This is a genomic window from Nocardiopsis suaedae (assembly GCF_027706745.1).
Lineage (GTDB): Bacteria > Actinomycetota > Actinomycetes > Streptosporangiales > Streptosporangiaceae > Nocardiopsis_A > Nocardiopsis_A suaedae.
The window spans coordinates 70104-91633 of sequence record NZ_JAQFWP010000019.1; the positions used below are offsets into that span (position 1 = coordinate 70104).

The window sequence follows — 21530 nt, forward strand, 5'->3', positions numbered from 1 at the left end:
GCCGGGCCTATGGCCAGCGCACGTCCGTAGCGTACGGCAGGTCGCCGATGCGGGTCTCGGAGTGGGCGTTGAGCTCCTTGCGCAGCTGCGTCCACGCCGCCTTGGCCGTGTTGTCGGTCCGCTCGCACCCGCCGCGCTGCTTGCAGGCGATGCGCTGCGACATCGACCCCGCGAAGCGCACCGGCCCCCGGCCCCGGTCCGCGCCCCAGGCGCTGACCGCCGCCCACTGGCGGGCCTGGATGCCGTCGGTCCGGTAGATCTGCGGGACGGCGTGGATCCGGCTCGACGCCCCGGAGGACACGTAGTGCACGTCCGACAGCGTCCAGCCGTTGTTGCACCCGGTCGCGGACGACCCGTACTGCGGGCACCCGCCCGCGGAGTTGGCCGCGTACAGGCGGGTGGAGGAGCCCGAGGTGTAGGCGTCGACCCACGCCCGCGCCCAGGAGGCCGAGGACCACTCCGGTTCGGCGTCCACGGCCCCGGCCACCGACACCCGGCCGCCGGATATGCGCGCGGCGGCCCGGTCGACCACGTCGGCCCACGCGGACCCGGCGCCGGACCCCGAGGCCCTCCCGTCGGACTTGTTGTTGACGCCCAGGGCCAGCTCGGCCTCGGCGCCCCCGGAGGCGCAGTCCTCGAACCCGTCGGCCCAGGCCGCGGCGGCCCGCACCGCCCGGTCGGCCGACACGCGCGGGGTGCGGCTCCCGGCGCTGGTGCCCGGCTGGCGCAGGTCGCCGCCGGCCTCCTGGGTGCCGAAGAACAGCACGCGCGGGCCGCTGCGCCCGGCCTCGCCCTCCGAGCACCCGGCCGAGCGGGCGCCGCTGAGGTCGGACGGCGATCCGTTCAGCGGCACGTAGCGGCTGACGGTGTACCCGGGGTAGGTCTGGGCCTGGGCGGGCGCGGGGGAGAGCGCGAGGGCCAGCGCCGCGCCCGCCAGGGCGGCGCCCGCGCGGCGGGCGGGTCCGGAGCGGTCGGGGAAGCGTCGGGCCGGGGACATGGTCGTTCCTCCTCCTGGGGCGTCTGCCGTGGCGGTCCCATTCAGCCGCAGGAGGCGCGCACGGAGCGCGACCCTTCGGAGTCGGGTGATTCCCGTGCGTAACGGAAGCGGGCGGTCGAACGGGCGGCGGCGGAAACGGGAGGGGCGGCTCGGCCCGAGGAGGCCCGGAAACGGGAACACCCCGCCCGAAGGGCGGGGTGAACGGTGTGTGCGGGCCGGTACGGCGGTCGCCTCACGGCGCAGGGCGCAACGCGGCTCCGAAGGCCGCCGGGTCGCCCGAGGGCGCCCGACGCGGTATTCCGCGAAGGCATTGAATGGAGCCCGGGGGACACTTTCTACCGCACCGGCCCGCACCCCCTCCAACGGAGGGCGGGGCCACCCTATTCCACATGGAGGGGGTGGCGCATCCGCTCACGGCCCCTCGGCGGGCCGAAGCGACACACGACACACCGCGCACCCGGCGAAGGGGGCGAATCGGCCGATCCTCGGGGGCGATTCGGGGGACTCGCGCCCGCCGGTTTCCCGCGTGCGGGTCCGACCTGTGATGATTCACCTTGTGTGGCGTGAACTGATCGGTGAACTTCATCCCGAGGCCGAACCCGCGGCCCCGGCGGACGAGGCGGTGCTCTCCGAGGTGGAGAAGGCGCTGTCCCTCCCCCTGCCCTTCGAGCTGGCCTCCCTGCTGCGGGAGACGGACGGCGTGTACAACGAGTACGGCGACGCCGTGGTGTGGAACGCCGAGCGGCTCGTCGAGGACAACCTCGCCATGCGCTCCGAGCCCGACTACGTGGAGCTCTACGCCCCCTTCGACGAGATGATCTTCTTCGGCGACAGCGACATGGGGCCCCAGTTCGCCTACGTGCACACCGACTACGGCCCCGGCATCGTCGTGTGGGACCACGAGACCGACCGCCGCCGCCTGGCGGTGGTCTCGCTGCGCGACTACCTGGTGCGCTGCTTCACCCAGGGCAACGGCTGGTACCGCTGAGCCGGACCATCGGCGGGCCCCGCGGGCCGAGCCGCGCAGGGGGCGGGGAAAACCGGTGGGGCGGCGGCCGCCCCGGCTTCTAGGATCGGGCACGATGAGCGAACACATCGACCTGATCCGATCCAGCGACCGACTCACCGACGACATCGACTACGCGTACGCGGCGGTCACCACCGCCCGCACCGTCTACACCGCCGGGGCCTGCCCCCTGGACGTGGACGGCTCCACCGTGGCCCCCGGCGACTTCCAGGCCCAGGCGCGCCGCTGCGTGACCAACCTGGAGGCCGCCCTGGACGAGGCCGGGGCGGCCCTGACCGACGTGGTCAAGTACACCGTGTACGTGGCCTCCTCCCGGCAGGAGGAGCTCGTGGAGGCCTGGGACGCCGTCCGGGCCTCCTTCGGCGGGCACGACGCCCCCGCGACCCTGCTCGGTGTGGCGGCGCTGGGCTATGACGACCAGCTCGTCGAGGTCGAGGCGGTCGCGGCCCTCAAGTGAGGCGCGGCGCCCCGGCCCCCGCCCCGGCCCTGCGGCCGGGGCGGGGGCCGGGGGCCTTACAGCCGGTCGAGCAGCTCGGCCTTCTTCGCGCTGAACTCCTCGTCGGTCAGCAGCCCCTCGGCGTGCAGCCGCCCCAGCTCGCGGATGCGCGCGTAGATCACCCGGCTCTGCGGGTCGGGGTCGTCCCCCTCCGCCGCCGGGGCGTCCTGCTCGGCGGAGGGCGGCGCGCCGACCTCCGGGGGTGCGGGGGCCAGGGGCGGCCCGCCCGCCGCCCCGCCCGTCCGGCCCCCGTCCTCGGCGGCCCACAGGTGGGCGGTCACGGTCGCCGCCATCAGCAGCGCCCGGCCCTGCTCGGCGCCCTCGTCGAACAGCAGGCACGCCAGGTCCTTGGCGGGCTTGACGGCCTTGCGCTCGCCGCCGCGCTCGACCACCCGCAGCAGGCCGTACTCCCACCCGTCGGAGGGCACCCACTCCACCTTCTCGATCGCTTCCAGCGGGTACTCCATGCGCTGGCGCGCCCGCTTGGGCCCGGAGGCGTTCCCGGCCCACTGCAGGCTCAGCGACGCGCCGTCGAAGGCCGCGGTGCCCTCGTGCACCTGGATGTGCAGCGGCAGCGGCGCCACCAGCCGGGCGGCGGTGCCGGGCTCGGGCGGCCCCGCCTGCTCGGCGGCGAAGCGGATCTGGTCGGCGTGGTATTCGGCCACCAGTTCCTGCTTGGCGTCTCCGGTGAGCAGGAAGGGCTCGTCGCGGGAAAGGGCGGCGCCGACGAAACTGTAGGGGTCGGTGCGTTCGTGCAGGCGCAGCCGCAGCTCCCAGCCCTTTTTCATGGCGCCGCCCTTGCGCGAGCGGAATTCCACTCCGGCGATGGCCGCCATGGGCACCTCGGAGCGCGCGAGCGCCTTGTGCAGGGCGGGTGCGAGCCACCCGGACGCGTATTGGATGACGACCTTCTCGTCGTCGAAGCTCCACGTTGCCTGCTTCCCGGCGAGTTCGTCCATTGCCATTGCACGATCATATTGGCGTGCGGCCGCCGGCCGGGCCTGTGGCCCGGGCCGCTCGCGGCCGTCGGCGCCGCGCACATGACCTGGGAATTTATGCTATTTTGCGAAGGTCTGCGCGGCGGCGGGCGACCCCCTGCGCACCCCGGCCATCAGGTGATGTGGAAAAGAGCGAGCAGCGCATGTCCGAGCAGTCCACCCCCGAGCAGCCCGTCGACACCCGGGTGCGCGTGCAGGGCGAGCCCGTCGACGACTTCCCCGCGACGGCCCCCGGGGCCGCCCGCGGCCGGGTGCGGCCCATCACCGTCGTCGGCGACGAGGTCCTGCACCGGGCGAACAGGGACGTGGACCCCGCCATGCTCGGCGGAGCCGAGCTGTCCGGCCTCATCGACGACATGTTCCTGACCATGTACGCGGCCGAGGGCGTCGGCCTGGCCGGCAACCAGGTCGGCGAGGACCTGCGGCTGTTCGTCTACGACTGCCCCGACGACGACGGCGTGCGCCACGTCGGCCACGTGGTCAACCCGGTGCTGGCCGAGCGCGAGGCGGGGGCCGCCCTGGCGGTGGAGAACGAGGGGTGCCTGTCGGTGCCCGGTCCGCACGCCGAGCTGCCGCGCGCCGAGTACGCCCGGGTGACCGGCGTCGACAAGGACGGCGCCCCGGTGGAGATCGAGGGCACCGGGTACTTCGCCCGCTGCCTGCAGCACGAGACCGACCACACCTACGGCCGGCTCTACATCGACCGGCTGGCCGCGCGCCCGCGCAAGAAGGTCCTCAAGCAGATGAACGAGATGTCCGCCGACGTGTTCGCGCGCCGCGAGGCCACCGCCGCCAAGCTGCGCGAGGAGGGCATCGGCCGGGGCTGATCCGGCAGGGGCCCCGGCGCGCGGGGCCGGGGGACGAAGGCGGAGCGCGTCCGAACGATGGCATCATGTGTCGGAGTTCCCCTCCCGGCGGCGCCGCCACCGTGTTCTCGTGCGCGGTCCGGCGCGGCCGCCGACGACCCCACGGTAAGGAATGTCCCCGACGATGCTTGCGGAAGCAGTGCGGACCCCCCGCCTCGCCCTCGTCCCGGCCGCCGCCGTGCTCGCCCTGACGGCGTGCGCGGGCGGCGCGGAGGAACCCGGCCCGGCCCCCTCCACCGAGCAGGCCGCGGCGGCCGAGGAGGAGTCCTCCGGCCCGTCCGGCGCCGAGCCCCCCGGCGAACTGGAGCAGGGCGAGGTCCCCGAGGAGCAGCCGGGGCTGGACGAGGCCGACCTGCCCGACGAGCCCGCCGACGATGCCCCGCTCGGCGACCGCATCGCCTTCGAGGCGCTGGAGAAGATCTCCTCCTTCGCCCAGGCGGCCGACCCCGGGGCCGGGTACGCCTGCCCCGACATCGCGGGTGAGGAGGGCGAATCGGCGACCTGCACGGTCACCTACATGGGCGAGGAGTTCGACTACTCCGTCGACATCGAGTCCTCGGGGTTCATCGTGCAGTACCAGCAGGACATGCCCGAGGGCCCGGTGGTGCGCGAGGCGGTGCAGGACCAGCTCCGCTACAGCACCGGCGCCGAGAAGGTGCTGTGCGACATGGAGGACGTGGTCCGCGCCGAACCCGAGGCCGAGGTGGAGGACGCCACCTGCTTCTACGAGGACGGCGGCGGCGAGATCCGCCAGACGGGCGTCTCGGTCGGCACCTACGGAGTCCCCGAGTTCGACGACGTCTAGAGCGTTCCCGGGAGACCCCGGAGCGCCCCCATGCCGCAGGGGCCGTGCGGGGCGCCTTCCCCGCACGGCCCCTGCTGCGGCACGGCCCCTGCCCCTACGTCCGGACCCGCCGCCCCTCCAGGAGCGCGGCCACCGCTGCCGCAGCCGCGGGGTGGCGTTCGACCAGGGAGGCCGCCCCACCCGCCGCGGGGGAGGCGGCGCCGCCCGCCCCGGCGTCCGGGCCCGACCACGCGCCGTCGGCCCCCAGGACCGCCGCCACGGCGTCGCAGGACGCCCGGTGGCGGTCCAGCAGCTCGGCGGCGGGGCCTCCGCCCCCGGACGGCGCCGCCGCGTCCCCGTCGGCGGCGGGCGCCTGCTCCCGTGCCCACGGCGGCGTCCAGGCGTCCAGCGCCCCCGGCTTCCCCGGGAACGTGCGCCCGGCCTCGCGCACCAGCGCGGGCATCATCGTCCCGGCGTCCTTGCGCAGCGTCTCCACCAGCACCGGCAGCCACGGCAGCAGCACCCGGTCGGGCAGCCGCGCGAACGCCTCGGACACCGCCTCCACCACGAACGGCGCCAGCTCGGGCACCGGCCCCAGCGCCTGGGCGAACCCGCTGAGGTAGCGCGGGTAGGACGGCACGACCAGCGGGTTGGCCAGCAGCTCCGCGCAGCGCGCCCGCAGCTCCTCCCGGGCCAGCGCCCCCAGCCGGTGGCGGCCCGCCCACAGCAGCGCCACCTTGGCGGCGTCCTCCGGGTGGGACTGGGCCACCGCCAGCTCCAGCTGGTCCCGGTCGCACCCCAGCGCCAGGGCCGTGCTCTCCAGGGAGAACAGGAACGACAGCATCGCCGCCACCTGCCCGACGCCCGCCTCCTCCTCGGCGAAGGCCCGCGGCAGCAGGGTGCAGTAGTGCGCGTACCCCGCCTTCACGAACTCCTTGCACCAGGCCGGGAGCCCGGCGCCGGTGCCGCGGAAGTGCGCCACCAGCGCCCGGAAGCGGCGCAGCACCTCCGGGGCGCCGTCGGCGGTGCGCTCGGAGGCCAGCACCTCGACCGCCCGCCGCCCCAGGTCGGCCACCAGGGCCGGGGAGTCCAGCAGCACGAGGGCGTCCTCGGCCGCCTCCAGCACCGAGGCGGCGGTGGCCCCGGGGTCCCAGGCGGCGCGCCGCAGGCGCTGTTCGAGCACCTGCTCGACGGTGACGCCCTCGTACCCCAGCTCGATCAGCGTGCGCTGGTCGCGGCCGAGCGAGACGTCCCAGCTCTCCTGCACCGACCGGTCGCCCAGGGCGCACGCCCCGGCGATGGGCCGCACCGGGGCGCCCAGGAGCCGCCGCAGCCGCCACAGCAGCAGGGACGCCGGCTCCAGCTCCGGCTCGGCCCGCAGGTCCACCAGGATGCGCTGCACGGTGCGCTTGCCCAGGTCCACCCCGAGCGGCTCCAGTCGGTCGGCCACGTCCTTGGCCAGCGGCGGCATCGAGTGGTAGCCGACCGACCCCACCCGGTCCCCGCCGAGCAGGATCTCGCACAGCCGCCGCACGTCCCGGCGGCCCGGCACGGTGTCCTTCTCGATGCAGGTGACCGCCGCGTCCTGGAAGTCGTAGGGGGTGGGGCGGGCCCGGTCGCGCATCCCCGCCAGCAGCACCGCGGTCTCGTAGACGGCGATGGCGTCGGCGGTGCTGGAGGCGTAGCCGTTGCGGCGGGCCAGCCGCACCAGGTCCACGCACCAGGTGCGCAGCTCCGCCTCGTCGAGCGGGTCGAGCTCCGGCGGCGCGGACAGGAACCCCGACAGGCGCCCGGGGTCGGGGGCGGTGGGCCCCGCCGCGGCGCCCGCCGCGGCGGGCACGGCCGACCGCTTGCCCGCCGCCCCCGCGCCCTTCTGGCCCTTGAGGCGGAACGGCCGCACCGACCGCGCCGACACGTGCTTGGCCCAGGTGGCCGAGGCGACCGACACCGCCCCCTGCGCCAGGGAGAACTGGGCCTCGATGGCCGAGTTGCTGGAGGGGATGAGCCCGTACAGCCAGCCGGTGCCGGTGGGCGGCGGGATGGTGAAGCCGCCGTCCCCGGCGGTGGAGGAGGCCTCCTCCACCGGGCTGGCGGCGTGGAAGGCGCCGCACACGAACACCGTGTCGGCCGGGTCGGTGCCGGTGGCGGACAGGTGCTCGCGGATGCGCCGCCACATGTGCCGCTCGCGGTCCTCGTCCACGGCGAGGCGGGCGTCGCGCGGCGACAGGCGGCGGAACAGCCCGCCGACGGCCACCATGACCTGCCGGTAGGTGTCGTGGTCGGCGCGGGCCAGCGGCTGCTCGACGTACTGGTCCCACCACTCCGACCAGTGGCGCACCCGGCCGCGGTGCAGCAGGTGCTCCTCCAGGTCGGCGAAGCGCGGCCGCAGGTCGCCGATCTCCACGCCCACGGCGCCGCCGTGCAGGCCCGCCGCCTCGGCGGCGCCGTCCCCCGAGTCCTGCCCGGCGTCCGGCCCCTGCCCGGCCTCGCGGGCCGCGTCCCACTGGAAGACCAGGTCGACCGAGCGGTCCACCGCCACCAGCTCCACCCCGGGGGTCTCCAGGGCGTAGGCGATGGCCTGGTACTCGGCCGAGGCCTCGGTGACGGGCGCGACCACGCTCAGCGGCCCGCCCGCGGAGGGCAGGCCCTCGGGCTCGGAGGCGAAGGCCTGCAGCGCCACGGGCAGCTTGCAGTTGCGCAGCTCGTCCAGGAGCGGCACCAGGTCCTCGCACAGCTCCACGAAGACCGCCTTGGGCCGCTTCTCCCGCAGGCGGCGGGCCATGGCCAGGGCGGCGGCCGGGGAGTGGTGGGCGACGGGGAAGACCTCGACCGGCTCGCGCAGCGCCCGGTCCACGTCGTCGACCATTCCGGCCAGGATGCCGGCGGCCGCGCCCGGGGCCCCGGCGAACTCCTCGGCGGCCTCCCGCAGCCGCTCGCGCAGCGGGGAGAAGGGGGCGGCGCCCGCCGGGGCGCCGCCGTTCGCGGGGGCCGTGCTCACGAGAGGGCCTCGATCGCCTGCTTGCCGCCCTCCAGGAACTCCTGCCACGGTCCCCCTTCGCCCTCGTCGGCGCCGCGCGGCTCCACCACGCCGTGCCAGAACTTGTTCAGGATGGCCAGGTCCTCGGGGGTGCGCCGGGCCAGCGAGCCCACCAGGGACCCGGCCAGCGTCCCGGCGCGCAGCGTGCTGTCGCCGAAGAAGTGGCCGTGCAGGATGGCGTCCTCCAGCACGCCGATCTGCTCGGCGGTGGAAAGCGCCGACTCCAGGCGCTCGTCGTCGCTGGAGGCCGCCGCCGAGGCGGCGCGCAGGTCGGTGAAGCTCTGCAGCAGCACGTCCAGCAGCGAGGGCGGCACCTCCAGGGCGATGTCGTGCCGGCGCAGCAGCTCGGTGGTGCGGAACCGGACGATCTCGGCCTCGCTCCGGCGGTTGGACACCACCGGGATCTTCACGAAGTTGAAGCGCCGCTTCAGTGCCGAGGACAGGTCGTTGACGCCCTTGTCGCGGCTGTTGGCGGTGGCGATGACGGCGAAGCCGGGCTTGGCGAAGACGGTGTTGTCCTCGTTCAGCTCCGGGATGGACACGTACTTCTCCGACAGGATGGAGATGAGGGCGTCCTGCACGTCGCTGGTGGAGCGGGTCAGCTCCTCGAAGCGGCCGACGGCGCCGCGCTCCATGGCGGTCATGATCGGCGAGGGGATCAGCGCCTCCCGGGACTGGCCCTTGGCGATGACCATGGACACGTTCCAGGAGTACTTGATGTGGTCCTCGGTGGTGCCCGCGGTTCCCTGCACCACCAGGGTGGAGTCGCCGCAGATCGCCGCGGACAGCAGCTCGGCCAGCCAGCTCTTGCCGGTCCCGGGGTCGCCGATGAGCAGCAGGCCGCGGTCGGAGGCCAGGGTGACCACGGCGCGCTCGACGAACGTGCGGTCGCCGAACCACTTCTGGGAGATCTCGCGGTCCAGGCCGTCCCCGGGCTCGGAGCCCAGCACGAAGGCGCGCACCATCTTGGGGCTCAGCCGCCAGGTGAACGGCTTGGGGCCGTCGTCCACCGACTCCAGCCAGGCCAGCTCCTCTGCGTACTGGACCTCGGCGGGGGCGCGCAGCATCTGGTCGGTCATTGAGGGGTCCACTCCTAGCCGAGAAAGTTCTTCAGTTCGAAAACGAGCTTCTTGACGTGCCCGGAGAGCACGGGGGTTCCCATGTCCTTGAAGCGCTGCCGGAACCACGGGTTGACGCTCTGGCGGCCGCCGCTGGTCACCGACCCGACGGGGATGAAGCGCACGCCCGAGCGGTGCAGGGCCTCCATCCCGCCGAACACCGTGCGCTCGTTCCACTCGTAGAAGTCCGAGATCCACACCACGACGGTGTTGCGCGGGTCGGCGATCTTGGGGCGGACGTGCTCCAGGGCCGCCGTGCCGTCGGTGCCGCCGCCCAGCCGGGTGCGCAGCAGCGTCTCGAAGGGGTCGTGCACCCAGGGGGTCAGGTCCAGGGCCTGGGTGTCGTAGGCGACCAGGTGCACGTCGACCTTGGGCAGCCCGGTGAAGATGGAGGCCAGGATGGTGCAGTTGACCATCGAGTCCACCATCGAGCCCGACTGGTCGACCACCACGACGAGCCGGGCGGGCTCGATGCGCTTGGAGGTGTGCCGGTAGTACAGCCGGTCCACGTAGAGCCGCTGGTCCTCGGGGCTCCAGTTGGGCAGGTTCTTCCAGATCGTGCGCTGCAGGTCCAGGTTGCGGAAGACCCGCTTGGGCGGTACCGAGCGGTCCACCGTGCCCGCGCTGGCCTGGGCCACCTGGGTGCGCAGCACCTCGGCCACCTCGTCGATGTAGCGCCGGATCAGCGCCTTGGCGTTGGCCAGCGCGGTACCCGACAGGTTCGACTTGTCCCGCAGCAGCTGCTCGATCAGCGACATGCTCGGGGACAGGCGGGAGGCCAGGGCGTCGTCGGCCAGGACCTCGCGCAGCCGCATCCGGCGCACCAGGTCCCCCTCCAGCTCGCCCAGCGTCCCGGCGAGGCCGCCGTCGCGGGGGCGCCCCCGCATCGACCCGGGGGCGTGTCCGTAGGCCTGCTCCAGCCACCCGGCGTCGGACTGCCAGGACGACAGCTGTTCGGCGGTGACGTTGCCCGAGCCGGTGGAGAACACGTTGAGCAGGAGCTTGGACATCAGAGCGGCGCGGCGCACCTCCTGTTCGCCCACCGGGGCGCCAGGGGCGGGCGCGCCCTCGGCCCCGGCCCCGGCGGCCTCGGAGAGGCCCTCCAGGTCGGCGGCGAGCTCGGGGAAGCGCTGCACCAGGGAGTCGACGCTCACGCCGGGGTCCATCACGGCCGGGGGCAGCCCGGCGTCCTCGGCCGCGGCCACGCTCGCCGACTCCAGGGCGGGCTGCTCCTCGGCGCCGGACAGGCGGGCGAGCAGGCGCCAGTACAGCACCTGGCGGCGGTTCTCGTGCGGATTGGGGCCGTCCGCCCCGCCCGCAGGCGGCGGATCGGTCGGGGCCATGCTCACTTCCTCAGCAGCTTCCCGGCGCGCTCGCGGAGCGTGCCCAGCGGGTCGGAGTTCCTCAGCGCGGTGGCGAACTTGGGGTCGGTGGGGCCCAACGCCCAGTCACCGGTGTGCGTCTGCTCGGCCGGGGCCTTCTTCGCGGCGACCCCGAGCATCTGCACCGACCACTGCCCGGCGTCCCAGCGCATCAGCCCGAGGCAGGCGCCGGAGGACGCCGCGGCCTTCATGTCCAGCGAGGAGCTGTCGGGCCGGCGCAGCAGCGACACCGGGAGGCGGGCGCCGTCCAGGTCGAGCTCCAGGCCGGGGGCGGGCCTGGTCCTCTTCTTGGCCGTGTAGCCCTCCAGCAGGACCGGCTCGGCGATCCGGGCCGGGTGCCGCTCCAGGGCCGGGACGGCCGGGGCGGCGGCACCGGCCAGGTGCAGCCGGGCGGCGGCGAAGCGGTCGGCGGGCCCGCCCAGTGCGGCGCGGCCCTCGTCCCAGAGCAGGTCCCCGCCCTCCAGCAGCGGCATGCCCTCGACGTCCAGGGCGCGGTGCTCGGCGAGCGCGCGCAGCAGCACGGTGTGCTCGGCCAGCAGGCCCCACACCGACTCGCGGGTGAGCACGTCGACCTTGAGGGCCGACACCGAGGTGCGCACCAGGCGGACGGGCCCGCCGTCGGAGGGCTCCAGCAGGGCGTGGACCTGCACCTGGAAGGCGGTGGGGTGCTGGTGGACGTCGGCGCCCAGCGGCAGCAGGCGGCCTGTGGCCTGCCGGGCGGGGGCGCCGGGCCAGACAGGGAACGCGTCCTGGGCGAGCAGCACCGCGCGGGCCCACAGGTCGCTCCAGCGGCGGGCCGGGGGGTCCTGGTCGCCGGGCAGGGGGCAGTGGGCGCGCAGCTCGGCGCCGAGCCCGTCGAGCAGCACCGCCAGCCGCCGCCGGGCCGGGTCCTCCAGCAGCGGGGTGAGGGCGGCGTCGGCCCCGGCGGCCAGGTCCCGGTCGACGCCGCGCCACCCGGCCATGGCCAGCTCGGCCAGCCAGGAGCGGGCGCCCTCCAGCTCGGGTGCGGGCGCGGGTGCGGGCGCCGCGGGGGCGTCCGCCTCCTCGCGGGTGCGCCCCAGCGCGGTGTCCAGGGCGGCCAGGAGGGCGTCGTGCACGGCCCCGGTCAGGGCGGTGCGGGCGCCGGCGAGCGCGGCCAGGCAGGCGGCGCCGACCGGCCCCGATCCCATGGCGGAGGCGGCCTCGCGCACCGGGGCGGCCAGCGGGGAGGAGCCGGTGGCGGCGGCGAGGTCCTCCAGTGCCCGGGCGCCTTCGGCCCCGGGCCGGGCCAGGCCGTCGGTGAGGACGGCGTCCAGGCGGTCGGTGAGCTCCAGCGCCTCGTCGGCCCCGGGCGGTGCGGAGGCGAGGAGGCCGGTCAGGGCGGCGGGGCGCATCAGTTGGACCTCCCTGCCGGGAACCAGTGCAGTTCCGGGATGGGGGCGGCGGCGCCCGGGTGCTCCAGGTAGGACAGGTAGCGCAGGAAGCGGGTGAAGACCACGCCGGTGGGGCCGGGCTCCACCGGGCCGTGCAGGTCGGCGAGCGCGTCCTTGGCCTCCTTCCCGGCGTCCGTCCGCAGGTGGGCGGCGACGCGCTCGGCGCCGTAGTGGCGGCAGGCCTCGTCGATGAGGGACCGGATGTGCTTGCAGGCGCGGCCGCCGAGCCCGCCGCAGGGGCGGTTGTTGTTGGTCGCGCAGCTCAGGGCGTGGGAACCGGCGCTCACGGAGGACACGTAGACGCGTTCTCCGGCCGATCCGCTGGAGACCACCCCTTGGACCCGCCCGTCGGCGAGTTCGACGTAGGGGACCTTGTTGAGCTTGCGGCCGTAGACGGTCGGGACCATCGACAGCACGCTCGCCGGTCCGGAGTCGTGGGGAGCCACGGCATCACCTTCTCGGGGGAGGGCATGATCGGGAGGGCCGATGGACGGGTCCGGAACGGCGGCGCCGGGCCGGTCCTCGATCGGCGATGGTGTATTTCTATCGGTCCCCGGTGACAAAAACGGAGCCGCTGGGACTCGGGAGCCCCGAAGCGGCAGGCGGTGTGGCGCGTGTCCGCTCATGGGCCCCGGGCGCTCGGGGCGTCGAGGGCGGCGGTTTCGCCACCCGGTCCGCCCTGGGACGACAGGCGGGCGTCAGAGGAGCGCGGGCGCGTCGGGGACCAGGTGGGACGTGAAACCGGCCTCCACCAAGGCCTTGTGGGCCGCACGGACCCCGGGCGGGATGTCCACCGGGGCGCTCCAGCCCCGGCCGGGGTAGACCGCCAGGCGCTGCAGGTCGCCGACGAGGAACGCCACCAGTTCCTCGGGCAGGTGCGCGTCGTCGGTGTAGCCCTCGTAGCCGCCGCCGAAGGCGTTGAACGCCCATTCGGCCTCCGGCCAGTGGACCGCGGCGGCGGCCAGCGCGCGTCGGGCCATGTAGGGCTTGGCCGTCGCCACGGCCGTGCGCACGCGGATGCCCCGCTCCTGGCACAGCAGGCGGGCGCAGCCGAAGTTCTCCCCGGTGTTGGTGGCCCGGCCCTCCAGCAGGACCGCCTCGGGCGGCAGCCCCGAGGCCTGGAAGAACACTTCGGCCTCCGGGAGCGCCCACCGGTCGTGCCCGTCTCCTCCGCCGGTGCGCCGCCCCCGGTCGCCGGAGAACACCACCAGCGGTGCGGCGCCCTGATGCCAGAGGCGGGCGGCGTGGTGGGCCACGCGGACGTCGTGGCTTCCCAGGGCGAGGATGATGTCGCCCTTCACGACCTCGGCCGCGGGGGCGGCGTGGAAGTCCCACAGGACCTTCGCCCAGGCGTGCTCCCGTGCCCCCACGGCCGGCGCGCGGGTGTTCCCGTCCTGCTCCACAGAGTCCACGGCAGGCACACTAGCGCCGCCGCGCCGTGCCCGCAGCCGCGGGGGCTCCTGCCGCCCGGGGCGGCCCGGGAGGGGGACGTCCCTCCCGGGCCGCTGCCGCTGCGGGCGTATGCCGCTTGTCGGTGGGGCACCAGGGAGCGAAGGCGCTCCGGGGAGGGTGGTGCCCCTCCGTCGGCGGGTTCCGTCCCGCCGCGGTCGTCCAAGTCCAGCGCCCCCGGTCGGCGCGGCGCAAAGGTTGCGGAGAGTTGCATGTGCGCGCCGGTGTGTCACGGGGGCGCGGAGGGGGTGGGGCTCCGCGCGGGCCGGGGGACGGTCCCGGTCCGCGCGGAGCCCGTCCTGGGCGGACGCTTTCGGATGGTGCTCGGGGCGCCGGTTCACATGCAATTGCATCGAATGCGTCGAACGGGTCAGGAATCTAGCGGAAAGAGAGGAATCGGGGCGATGAGTCACGTTCCGTAAAGGAACCGGAAGGACGGTTTCCTGAACGCGCAGGGTGAGACGGCGCCTACGGGGGCGGAGGAAACGCCGGTTCCGGTCGACGCGCCGGTTACCAGGGGTAGTGGCGGCGGGGCCGCACCGGGCGTGGAGCGGGGGGTGGAATGACCGGATCAGGTCAATCTGTCGGTGCGGGGTTTCACGTGTAACGCCGCAGGTCACAGCGGTATTGCACACAAAGCGTAGTGAACGGTGGAAATCCGGGCCGGGACCCCCGGGAGCGGCCGAAGGCCCCGCCGGGGCCGGGAGGGGCCGGCGCCGGCGGGGCCCGGGGTGGGGCGGCCCCTCGGCGGTGGGCCGCCCCCGTCGGTGCGGTCAGCCTGTGAGCAGGGTCAGGTCCCACTGCGACAGGACCGGGCCGAGCGGCTGGAAGTAGGTCGTCCCGCCGGAGGTGCAGTCGCCCGAGCCGCCGGAGGTCACACCCTGGGCCTCGGTCCCGCTCAGCCACGAGCCGCCGGAGTCGCCCCCCTCGGCGCAGGCGCTGGTCCGGGTCAGCCCGTGCACGGCCCCTTCGGCGTAGTTGACGGTCTGGTCCTTGGCCTGGACGGTCCCGCAGTGCCAGCCGGTCGTCTGGCCGGAGCGGCACACCGAGGCGCCGACCGGGGCCTCCTGGGAGCCGGTCACCGTGACCGTGCCGCCGCTGTGGTCGCTGACCCGCGGCACGGGCGCGAATCCCGGCTCGGTGCGGACCCAGGCGGCGTCCTGGCCGGGGAAGACCGACTCGGCGACCGTCCCGGTCCGCGTGGTCCCGGGGGCCTCCTGCCAGGTGGTGCTCCCGGCCGCTCCGCAGTGCCCGGCGGTCACGTAGCCGCCCTCGACGGGGAAGCCGACCGAGCAGACGTACCAGCCGTCGGGCTTCTCGAAGTAGTAGGGCGTGCCGCCCACGATGTCGGCGAGGGGCCGCGGCGCCGCGGCCTCCTCCTCGACGCGCACCGCGTCGGCGGGGACGCCCGCGGCCTCGGCGAAGGCCTCGGCGGCGGCGCCCTCGCCCGCGCCGGCGGTGATGACCACCGTGTCGGCGGAGGTGTCGGCGTACCACCCGTGGACCTGGGGTCCGGCCTGCCCGGCGGAGGCGTCCAGGGTGTCCATCACCGCACCGAGGCCGGCCTCGCCCCGGTCGACGACCTGCGGCTCGGCGCCGGCGCCGCGGACGGCGCCCGCCGCATCGGCGTCGGTCACCTGGACCGTCAGGGTCGCGGTGCCGATGTCGAAGACGGCACCGCCGAAGTCGTCGCCCAGCTCGTCGCGCAGCTCGGACTCGGTGGAACGGGCCTGCGCCTCGGCGTCCATCAGGTCGAGGGCCTCGGCCTCGGTCAGCCCGAGGTCGCGCTGCATCGCGTCGATCTGCTCGGGGGGAGCGGCGGGGGAGGGGGCGTCGGCCTGGGCCGCCGTGGCGGTGGCGGGGAGCAGGCCGAACACCAGGGCCGCGCCTCCGAGGAGGCGCAGTGCGGGGGATGTGCGGGGGAACCGTGGCAACTCGGGTGCCTTTCCAGTCGCGGGGGAAACCGTGCGGGTGGGCCTGCGCCGAGCGGGGGCGCGGCGGTCAGTCCCCTCCCGTCCGCGCCGTGTGGGGCGGCGCGGTACCGGTGTCCGGTGGACGTCCACCGGACGAGGAGGGAATTTAGGTCAATCGCACGGTGTGCACCAGGGCGTCACGTTCAGTGAACTTAACGACTGGAAAGTTTTCTTATGACGGAAAGTGAATGATAGTGACGGGGAAGCGCGGCATGTCCCTATTCGCGACCGAAGAGGGGTGGCGCTCCGTGAGGGCCGCCTGTGGGCTCCGGGAACAGGAGGGGTTCAAGTGGCCGTATGCGGCCAATGCGACCTATGTGTGTTTCGTCTTTGACGGTGCAGGTCGCAGCCGGGGTGTGTGCGGTATGTAGCCGAACGGGAATCCCCGCCGCGCCGGTCGGCGGAACCGGGCGTCCGGGCCGGGGCGGGGCGCCGGGAAAACCCGGTGCGCGGCATTCGGAGGCGTTGCTAGCGTCCCCGCCATGGAGCACCTGCCCGCCGACCTGGACGACGCCCTGATCGCCGACGCCCTGAAGCACTGGGGGATCGACGCCGCCGACCTGGACTACGTGCCCGTGGGCTTCGGCGACCACCACTGGCGCGCCGCCGGGGCGGACGGGCGCGCATGGTTCCTCAGCGTCGCCGACCTGACGGCCAAGCCGCACTGCGGGGTCGGCGTCCAGGCGGCCCGGGAGGGACTGCGCGCCGCCATGGACACCGCGGCCGCTCTGCGCGGCGCGGGCCTGGACTTCGTCGTCGCTCCCCTGCGGACCGCCTCCGGAAAGACCGTGCTCGACCTGGACCGGCGGCACACGCTCAGCGTCTTCCCGCTGGAGGAGGGCGAGGCCGGGGACTACACGACGGAACCGTCGGAGCAGGAGCGCGGGCGCGTCATCGACCTGCTCGCGGCCCTGCACGGCGTCGCGCCGCCCGACGGGGCGCCGCGGGCCCCGCTGGACCCGCCGCTGCGCGGCCGCCTGGAGCGCGCCCTCGACCAGACGGGGCGCCCCTGGGGGGAGGGGCCGTTCTCCGAACCGCTGCGGGGCCTGCTGGCCGACGCGGCTCCGCTGCTCCGGCGGCGCCTGGAGGAGTTCGACGACCTGGTGCGCCGGGTGCGGGAGGGCGGGGTCGCGCCCGTGCTGACCCACGGCGAGCCGCACCAGGGCAACGTGCTGCACCAGAGCGGGCGGCGGCTCCTCATCGACTGGGACACCTGCGCCCTGGCGGTCCCCGAACGCGACCTGTGGTCGGTCGTGCGGGGGCCGGAGGACCTGGAGCGCTACGCGGAGGCGGCGGGCAGGCGCCCCGACAGCGCCGCACTGGATCTGTACCGGCTCCGGTGGGACCTGGACGAGGCGGCGGTCTACACGGACTGGTTCCGCGCGCCGCACACCCGCACCCCGGACATGGAGACGGCCTGGCAGGGGATCGAAGAGGTCGTCGCGCACCTGGCGGAATGACAGGGGCGGGCTCCGGAAGGCGCGGTTCGCCCCCTTCGATCGGGGGTACCCGGCAACGGACGGCGATCCAGGTCACACCGCCACGCCTGGGCCAATCAGGTTCCGGGCGGCCGCATTCCGGTCCAGTGGCTGGGCCGATGGCGGGCGGTGGCACTCGGGCGGCCCTCATTGGCCCCTTGCGGGCGTCCCGAACCCGCGTCCGTGGGGGGTGCGGCGGCATCTACGTCGGTGGCGCTTCCCCTCTGAGGCCCTCTTCGCCGAACAGAGGTGCGCGCGGAGGGCCCACGGGTAAGCTGGACGCATGACAGCACCGCTGCCCGACACGGCACCGCTGACAGCGCCGCTGCCGGACTGGGTCATCCCGCCGCCCGAGGGGTTTTCGGCGGACGATTTTCTGCGGATGTCCGGACTTCCACCGCACACCGAGCTGATCGATGGAAGCCTGGTCTTCGTGAGTCCGCAGAGGAAATGGCATTCCGGTGTCGTCGGCCGCTTTTGGGTCGAACTCGACGCCCAGGCGCCCGAGGGGTGGCGGGCCGATCGGGAGATGGCGTTGAAGGTCGGCGTCCGCCAGGTTCCCGAGCCTGATGTGCTCGTCGTGCAGGAAGAGGCGTTCCTGCGTAAGGAGCCGGACACCTATTACCTTCCCGAGGAGGTCCTCCTCGTCATCGAAGCGGTCTCCCCGGATTCGGAAGAGCGCGACCGTGAGACGAAACCGGGAAAGTACGCCCGGGCCGGAGTTCCCCATTTCTGGCGCATCGAGGAGGCCGACGGCGATTCGGCCGTCGTCTACGCCTACGAGTTCGACCCCGCGACGCGGGCCTACGGTGTCGCCGGTATCCATCACGACCGATTCAAGGTCTCCAGCCCGTTCCCGGTCGACATCGACCTGAAGGAGATCCGCCGCAAGCGGGCGCGCTGACCGATCCGACGACTCGGCCGCGGTTCCCAGCCCCCCGCCCACCGGGGGAGGACGGGGGAATCCGGTCAGCCGCCGGTCTCGGGGGTGAACCGCACCGGGAGGCTCAGCGGCCCCCGCATGATGCCCTCGGGGATCCTCGGCGGCTCTGCTCCGGGCTCCTCGGCGGCCATGTCCGGGAAGCGGGTCAGCAGCTCGCGCAGGCCGATGACCGCCTCGGCGCGGGCCAGCGGCGCCCCCAGGCAGTAGTGCACGCCGTGCCCGAAGCTCAGGTGGCGCGCGTCCTTGCGGGCCACGTCCGCCTCCGCGCCGTCGGCGTCCAGGTTGGCCGACCCGAGGGCGACCAGCACCGCCTCGCCCTTCTTCACGCGCCGCCCGCCCAGCTCCATGTCCTCGGCGGCGAACCGCGCGGGCGTCAGCTCCACCGGCGCCTCGGTGCGCAGGAACTCCTCGACCGCGCCCGGCAGCAGGTCCGGCTCCTCGCGCAGCCGGTCGGCCTGGTCGGGGCGGCGCAGCAGCACCGCCAGGGCGTTGCCCAGCAGGTTGACCGTGGTCTCGTGCCCGGCGATCACCAGCAGCACGGCCGTGCCCAGCAGCTCCTCGTCCGACAGGCGCCCGTCCTGCTCGTCGTGGACCGTGATGAGCGCGCTGAGCAGGGCGTCGTCGGGGGCGCGGCGCTTGTCCTCCAGCAGCTCGGCCAGGTAGCGGTTGAGCATGACGCCGCCCTCGATCCGGTCGCCGCCGGTGACGCCCATGGCCTGGTTGGACCACTGCTGGAATTCGTCGCGGCGCTCCTCGGGCACCCCGAGCAGCTCGGAGATGACGGTCATCGGAAGCGGGCGGGTGTAGTCCAGCACCAGGTCGGCCCGGCCCTCGGGGGCGATGCGGTCCAGCAGGCCGCGGCAGATCTCCTCGATGCGCGGCCTGAGGCGCTCGGTGCTGCGCGGCGTGAACGCCCCCGAGACCAGCTTGCGCAGGCGCGTGTGGTCGGGCGGGTCGGCCATCAGCATGTTCCCGGCGAACCCCGTTCCGGGGCGGTAGGTGTCGGGCCGGACCGCGGCAGCCTCGGGGTCCTTGACCAGGCCGGGGTGGTTCAGGGCGCTGCGGGCCAGCTCATGCTCGACGACCACCCAGCCCGCGGTCCCGTTGGTGAAGCGGGCCGGGTGGATGGGGCCGCGCTCGCGCAGCTCGGCGAAGCGGGCGGGGGAGTCGGGTTTGAAGTCGGGGCCGTCGAGGAGCGGCGGCCCTCCGCCGGGCGTGCCGACGGCGCCGGTGTTCCGGTCGTGCGCGGACATGGGGTCCAGGTCCTCCAGGCGGGCTCTCGGGGCCCGGCGCCGCGGCGCCGGGGAGGGGCGTGGTGGGCCCTCCCCCGGATGCGGCGGCGGCAGCGGCCGGCGTCCGCATCCGGACGCGGCCGGGCGCCCGGCGCGGCGGCTGGGCCCGGCCGGACACGCCTGCGGTGCGGGATCGCGCGGGCGCGTCGGTGCCGGGGGGTAGCCTTCGCCTCCCCGGTGCCCAGTGACCCGTGCGACGAAGGGGCGGCAGGACGATGTGCGGACGCTACGTCAGCGCGCGGAACGACCATGAGCTGCGGCTGCTCTTCGACGTGGAGCGGCGCGTCGGGGAGGCGCTGGCCCCCTCCTACAACATCGCGCCCACCCAGCACGTGCGGATCGTGCGCGAGGAGGCGGACGGCGACGGCGGGGCGGCCGTGCGCGAGATGCGCAACGCCCGGTGGGGGCTGCTGCCGGTGTGGGCCAAGGACCGCCGGATGGCGTCCCGGCTGATCAACGCCCGCTCCGAGACCGTCACCGACAAGCCCGCCTTCCGGGCGGCCGCCGCCAGGCGGCGGTGCGTGCTCCCGGCCGACGGCTACTACGAGTGGCAGAAGACCGCCGGCGGCAAGGTGCCCTACTACCTGCACGGGCCCGAGGAGGAGGCGCTGGCCTTCGCCGGGCTCTACGAGCGGTGGGCCGACCCCGGGGTCGGCGGGGACGACCCGGACCGCTGGGTGTGGACCTGCACCGTCCTCACCCGCCCGGCCTCCGACTCGCTGGGGCGCATCCACGACCGCGCACCGGTCGTGCTCCCGGTGGACATGGTCGGCGACTGGCTCGACCCGGAGGCCACCGCCAAGGAGCGGGTGCGGGAGATCCTCGACGCCGTGCCCGAACCGCACCTGGTGCCCCGGCGCGTGGGCGGCGCGGTCGGGTCGCCGCGCAACAACGACCCCTCGCTGCTGGCCGAGGCCGACTGAGCCGGTGTGGGGCCCATCAGCGCGCGTGCGCGGGCTCGGCGGCGCCCGGCGCGGACTCCGCGCCCGCGTCGGGGGAGCGCCGGTCCAGCAGGCCCGAGACCAGCGCCAGCCCCAGGCCGACCACGGCCAGGCCCGCGCCCATCAGGTTCGGCGCCGTGTAGCCGTACCCGGCGGCGATGACCAGCCCGCCCAGCCAGGCGCCGGCCGCGTTGGCGATGTTCAGCGCCGCGTGGTTGAGCGCCGCCGCCAGCGTCGGCGCGTCCGAGGCGGCGTTCATCAGCCGCATCTGCAGCGACGGGATCAGCGCGCTCCCGGCGAAGCCCAGCAGGAACACCGCGGCCACCGCGGGCGCCTTGTAGGAGGCGACCGCGTGCATCAGCAGCAGCACGGCGGCGATCGCGGCCATGCACACGTACATCGTCGGCATCAGGGACCACCGGTCCGCGGCCCGGCCGCCGACCAGGTTCCCCAGGGTCATGCCCACCCCGTAGACGGCCAGGATGAGGGTGACGGCGCCCGCGCCGAACCCGGCGACGTCGGTCATCATCGGGGAGATGTAGCTGTAGGAGGCGAACATGCCGCCGAACCCGACCGCGCCCACGGCCAGGGCCAGCCAGACCTGCCCGCGCTTGAGGGCGCCGAGCTCGGCGCGCACCGAGGTGCCCGGGTGCGGCTTCTGCGACGGCACCCACGCGGCCAGCGCCAGCAGCGTCACCACGCCCACCGCCGTCACCAGCAGGTAGGTGGCGCGCCAGCCGAAGGCGTGCGAGACGGCGGTGCCCAGGGGGACGCCCACGATGTTGGCCACCGTCAGCCCGGCGATCATCAGCGACACGGCCTGGGCGCGCTTGGTCGCCGGGACCAGGGAGGCGGCGACGACCGCGCCGACGCCGAAGAAGGTGCCGTGCGGCAGGGCGGTCAGGAACCGCGCCGCGAGCAGGAACTCGAAGTTCGGGGCCAGCGCCGAGGCCAGGTTGCCCAGGGTGAAGGCGCCCATCAGCGCCATCAGCAGGTGCTTGCGGTCCACCCGGGCCCCCACCGCCGCCAGCACCGGGGCGCCGATCACGACCCCGAGCGCGTACCCGGAGATCATGTACCCGGCGGTGGGGATCGAGACGCCGTAGGCCTCGGCGACCTCGGGCAGGATGCCCATGGCGACGAACTCTGTGGTGCCGATCCCGAAGCCTCCCAGGGCCAGGGCGAGCAGGGCGATGGGCAAAGCGCTCCCTTTCTCGGGTGGTCGGATGATGGGGCGGAAAAGGTCCCCGGCCCAGCCAACACCCTTCGCGCGCGCGGCGCTTCCCTTTGACCGGGATCGGCGGTGTGAGAGTCGTCGCGCCCGGGCGGCCGCCGCG

Annotated in this window: 18 protein-coding genes; 7 read left to right on the forward strand and 11 right to left on the reverse strand. The window is 74.7% G+C overall.

Annotation, left to right across the window (positions count from 1 at the left end; genetic code table 11):
• Window positions 1-7: 7 nt before the first annotated feature.
• Window positions 8-997 carry a hypothetical protein gene (locus O4U47_RS12470; protein ID WP_270677983.1) on the reverse strand — a complete coding sequence of 330 codons (990 nt, stop codon included), beginning with the start codon at window positions 995-997 and terminating at the stop codon, window positions 8-10.
• 544 nt (window positions 998-1541) lie between these two features.
• On the opposite strand from O4U47_RS12470, the gene O4U47_RS12475 reads away from it, so the two are divergent.
• Both O4U47_RS12475 and O4U47_RS12480 read left to right on the forward strand, forming a co-directional pair.
• On the forward strand, window positions 1542-1985 hold the full coding sequence (locus O4U47_RS12475) for an SMI1/KNR4 family protein (RefSeq protein WP_270677984.1): 444 nt from the start codon (window positions 1542-1544) through the stop codon (window positions 1983-1985).
• 94 nt (window positions 1986-2079) lie between these two features.
• Window positions 2080-2481: a RidA family protein gene (locus O4U47_RS12480; protein WP_270677985.1), complete on the forward strand. Its 402-nt coding sequence runs from the start codon at window positions 2080-2082 to the stop codon at window positions 2479-2481.
• Window positions 2482-2537: 56 nt separating this feature from the next.
• Here the strand turns inward: O4U47_RS12480 and O4U47_RS12485 are convergent, their stop codons facing one another.
• Window positions 2538-3479 (reverse strand): DUF4429 domain-containing protein, encoded by a 942-nt coding sequence (locus O4U47_RS12485; RefSeq protein WP_270678008.1) that lies wholly within the window; start codon window positions 3477-3479, stop codon window positions 2538-2540.
• 182 nt (window positions 3480-3661) lie between these two features.
• On the opposite strand from O4U47_RS12485, the gene def reads away from it, so the two are divergent.
• Both def and O4U47_RS12495 read left to right on the forward strand, forming a co-directional pair.
• Window positions 3662-4345, forward strand: a complete 684-nt coding sequence (def, locus tag O4U47_RS12490; protein WP_270677986.1) for a peptide deformylase — start codon at window positions 3662-3664, stop codon at window positions 4343-4345.
• A gap of 163 nt (window positions 4346-4508) precedes the next feature.
• Window positions 4509-5189, forward strand: coding sequence for a hypothetical protein (locus O4U47_RS12495; RefSeq protein WP_270677987.1), 681 nt, complete (start codon window positions 4509-4511; stop codon window positions 5187-5189).
• A gap of 94 nt (window positions 5190-5283) precedes the next feature.
• Here O4U47_RS12495 and O4U47_RS12500 read toward each other — a convergent pair whose 3' ends face one another.
• From O4U47_RS12500 to O4U47_RS12530, 7 genes are all read right to left on the reverse strand, one after another.
• Window positions 5284-8166: a DUF5682 family protein gene (locus tag O4U47_RS12500; protein ID WP_270677988.1), complete on the reverse strand. Its 2883-nt coding sequence runs from the start codon at window positions 8164-8166 to the stop codon at window positions 5284-5286.
• Window positions 8163-9284, reverse strand: coding sequence for an ATP-binding protein (locus tag O4U47_RS12505; RefSeq protein WP_270677989.1), 1122 nt, complete (start codon window positions 9282-9284; stop codon window positions 8163-8165). Before O4U47_RS12505 ends, O4U47_RS12500 begins: the two co-directional genes overlap by 4 nt.
• A gap of 14 nt (window positions 9285-9298) precedes the next feature.
• Window positions 9299-10666, reverse strand: a complete 1368-nt coding sequence (locus O4U47_RS12510; RefSeq protein ID WP_270677990.1) for a VWA domain-containing protein — start codon at window positions 10664-10666, stop codon at window positions 9299-9301.
• 2 nt (window positions 10667-10668) lie between these two features.
• Window positions 10669-12078, reverse strand: coding sequence for a hypothetical protein (locus O4U47_RS12515; RefSeq protein ID WP_270677991.1), 1410 nt, complete (start codon window positions 12076-12078; stop codon window positions 10669-10671).
• Complete coding sequence (locus O4U47_RS12520) at window positions 12078-12524, reverse strand: hypothetical protein (protein WP_408638960.1); 447 nt, start codon at window positions 12522-12524, stop codon at window positions 12078-12080. The genes O4U47_RS12515 and O4U47_RS12520 overlap by 1 nt, the downstream gene beginning before the upstream one ends.
• A 291-nt stretch (window positions 12525-12815) precedes the next feature.
• Window positions 12816-13529 (reverse strand): YdcF family protein, encoded by a 714-nt coding sequence (locus O4U47_RS12525; RefSeq protein WP_270677993.1) that lies wholly within the window; start codon window positions 13527-13529, stop codon window positions 12816-12818.
• A gap of 810 nt (window positions 13530-14339) precedes the next feature.
• Window positions 14340-15500 carry a S1 family peptidase gene (locus O4U47_RS12530; RefSeq protein WP_270677994.1) on the reverse strand — a complete coding sequence of 387 codons (1161 nt, stop codon included), beginning with the start codon at window positions 15498-15500 and terminating at the stop codon, window positions 14340-14342.
• Between the two features lie 521 nt (window positions 15501-16021).
• On the opposite strand from O4U47_RS12530, the gene O4U47_RS12535 reads away from it, so the two are divergent.
• Both O4U47_RS12535 and O4U47_RS12540 read left to right on the forward strand, forming a co-directional pair.
• A complete protein-coding gene (locus O4U47_RS12535) occupies window positions 16022-16999 on the forward strand; it encodes a phosphotransferase (RefSeq protein WP_270677995.1) in 978 nt (325 codons plus the stop codon).
• A gap of 301 nt (window positions 17000-17300) precedes the next feature.
• Window positions 17301-17921 (forward strand): Uma2 family endonuclease, encoded by a 621-nt coding sequence (locus tag O4U47_RS12540; protein ID WP_270677996.1) that lies wholly within the window; start codon window positions 17301-17303, stop codon window positions 17919-17921.
• A 65-nt stretch (window positions 17922-17986) separates the two neighbouring features.
• Here the strand turns inward: O4U47_RS12540 and O4U47_RS12545 are convergent, their stop codons facing one another.
• On the reverse strand, window positions 17987-19213 hold the full coding sequence (locus O4U47_RS12545) for a cytochrome P450 family protein (protein WP_270677997.1): 1227 nt from the start codon (window positions 19211-19213) through the stop codon (window positions 17987-17989).
• A 254-nt stretch (window positions 19214-19467) separates the two neighbouring features.
• On the opposite strand from O4U47_RS12545, the gene O4U47_RS12550 reads away from it, so the two are divergent.
• Window positions 19468-20175 (forward strand): SOS response-associated peptidase, encoded by a 708-nt coding sequence (locus tag O4U47_RS12550; protein ID WP_270677998.1) that lies wholly within the window; start codon window positions 19468-19470, stop codon window positions 20173-20175.
• 16 nt (window positions 20176-20191) lie between these two features.
• Here the strand turns inward: O4U47_RS12550 and O4U47_RS12555 are convergent, their stop codons facing one another.
• The gene (locus O4U47_RS12555) at window positions 20192-21394 is read right to left on the reverse strand and encodes an MFS transporter (protein ID WP_270677999.1); all 1203 of its coding nucleotides are present in this window, start codon (window positions 21392-21394) and stop codon (window positions 20192-20194) included.
• Window positions 21395-21530 lie beyond the last annotated feature (136 nt).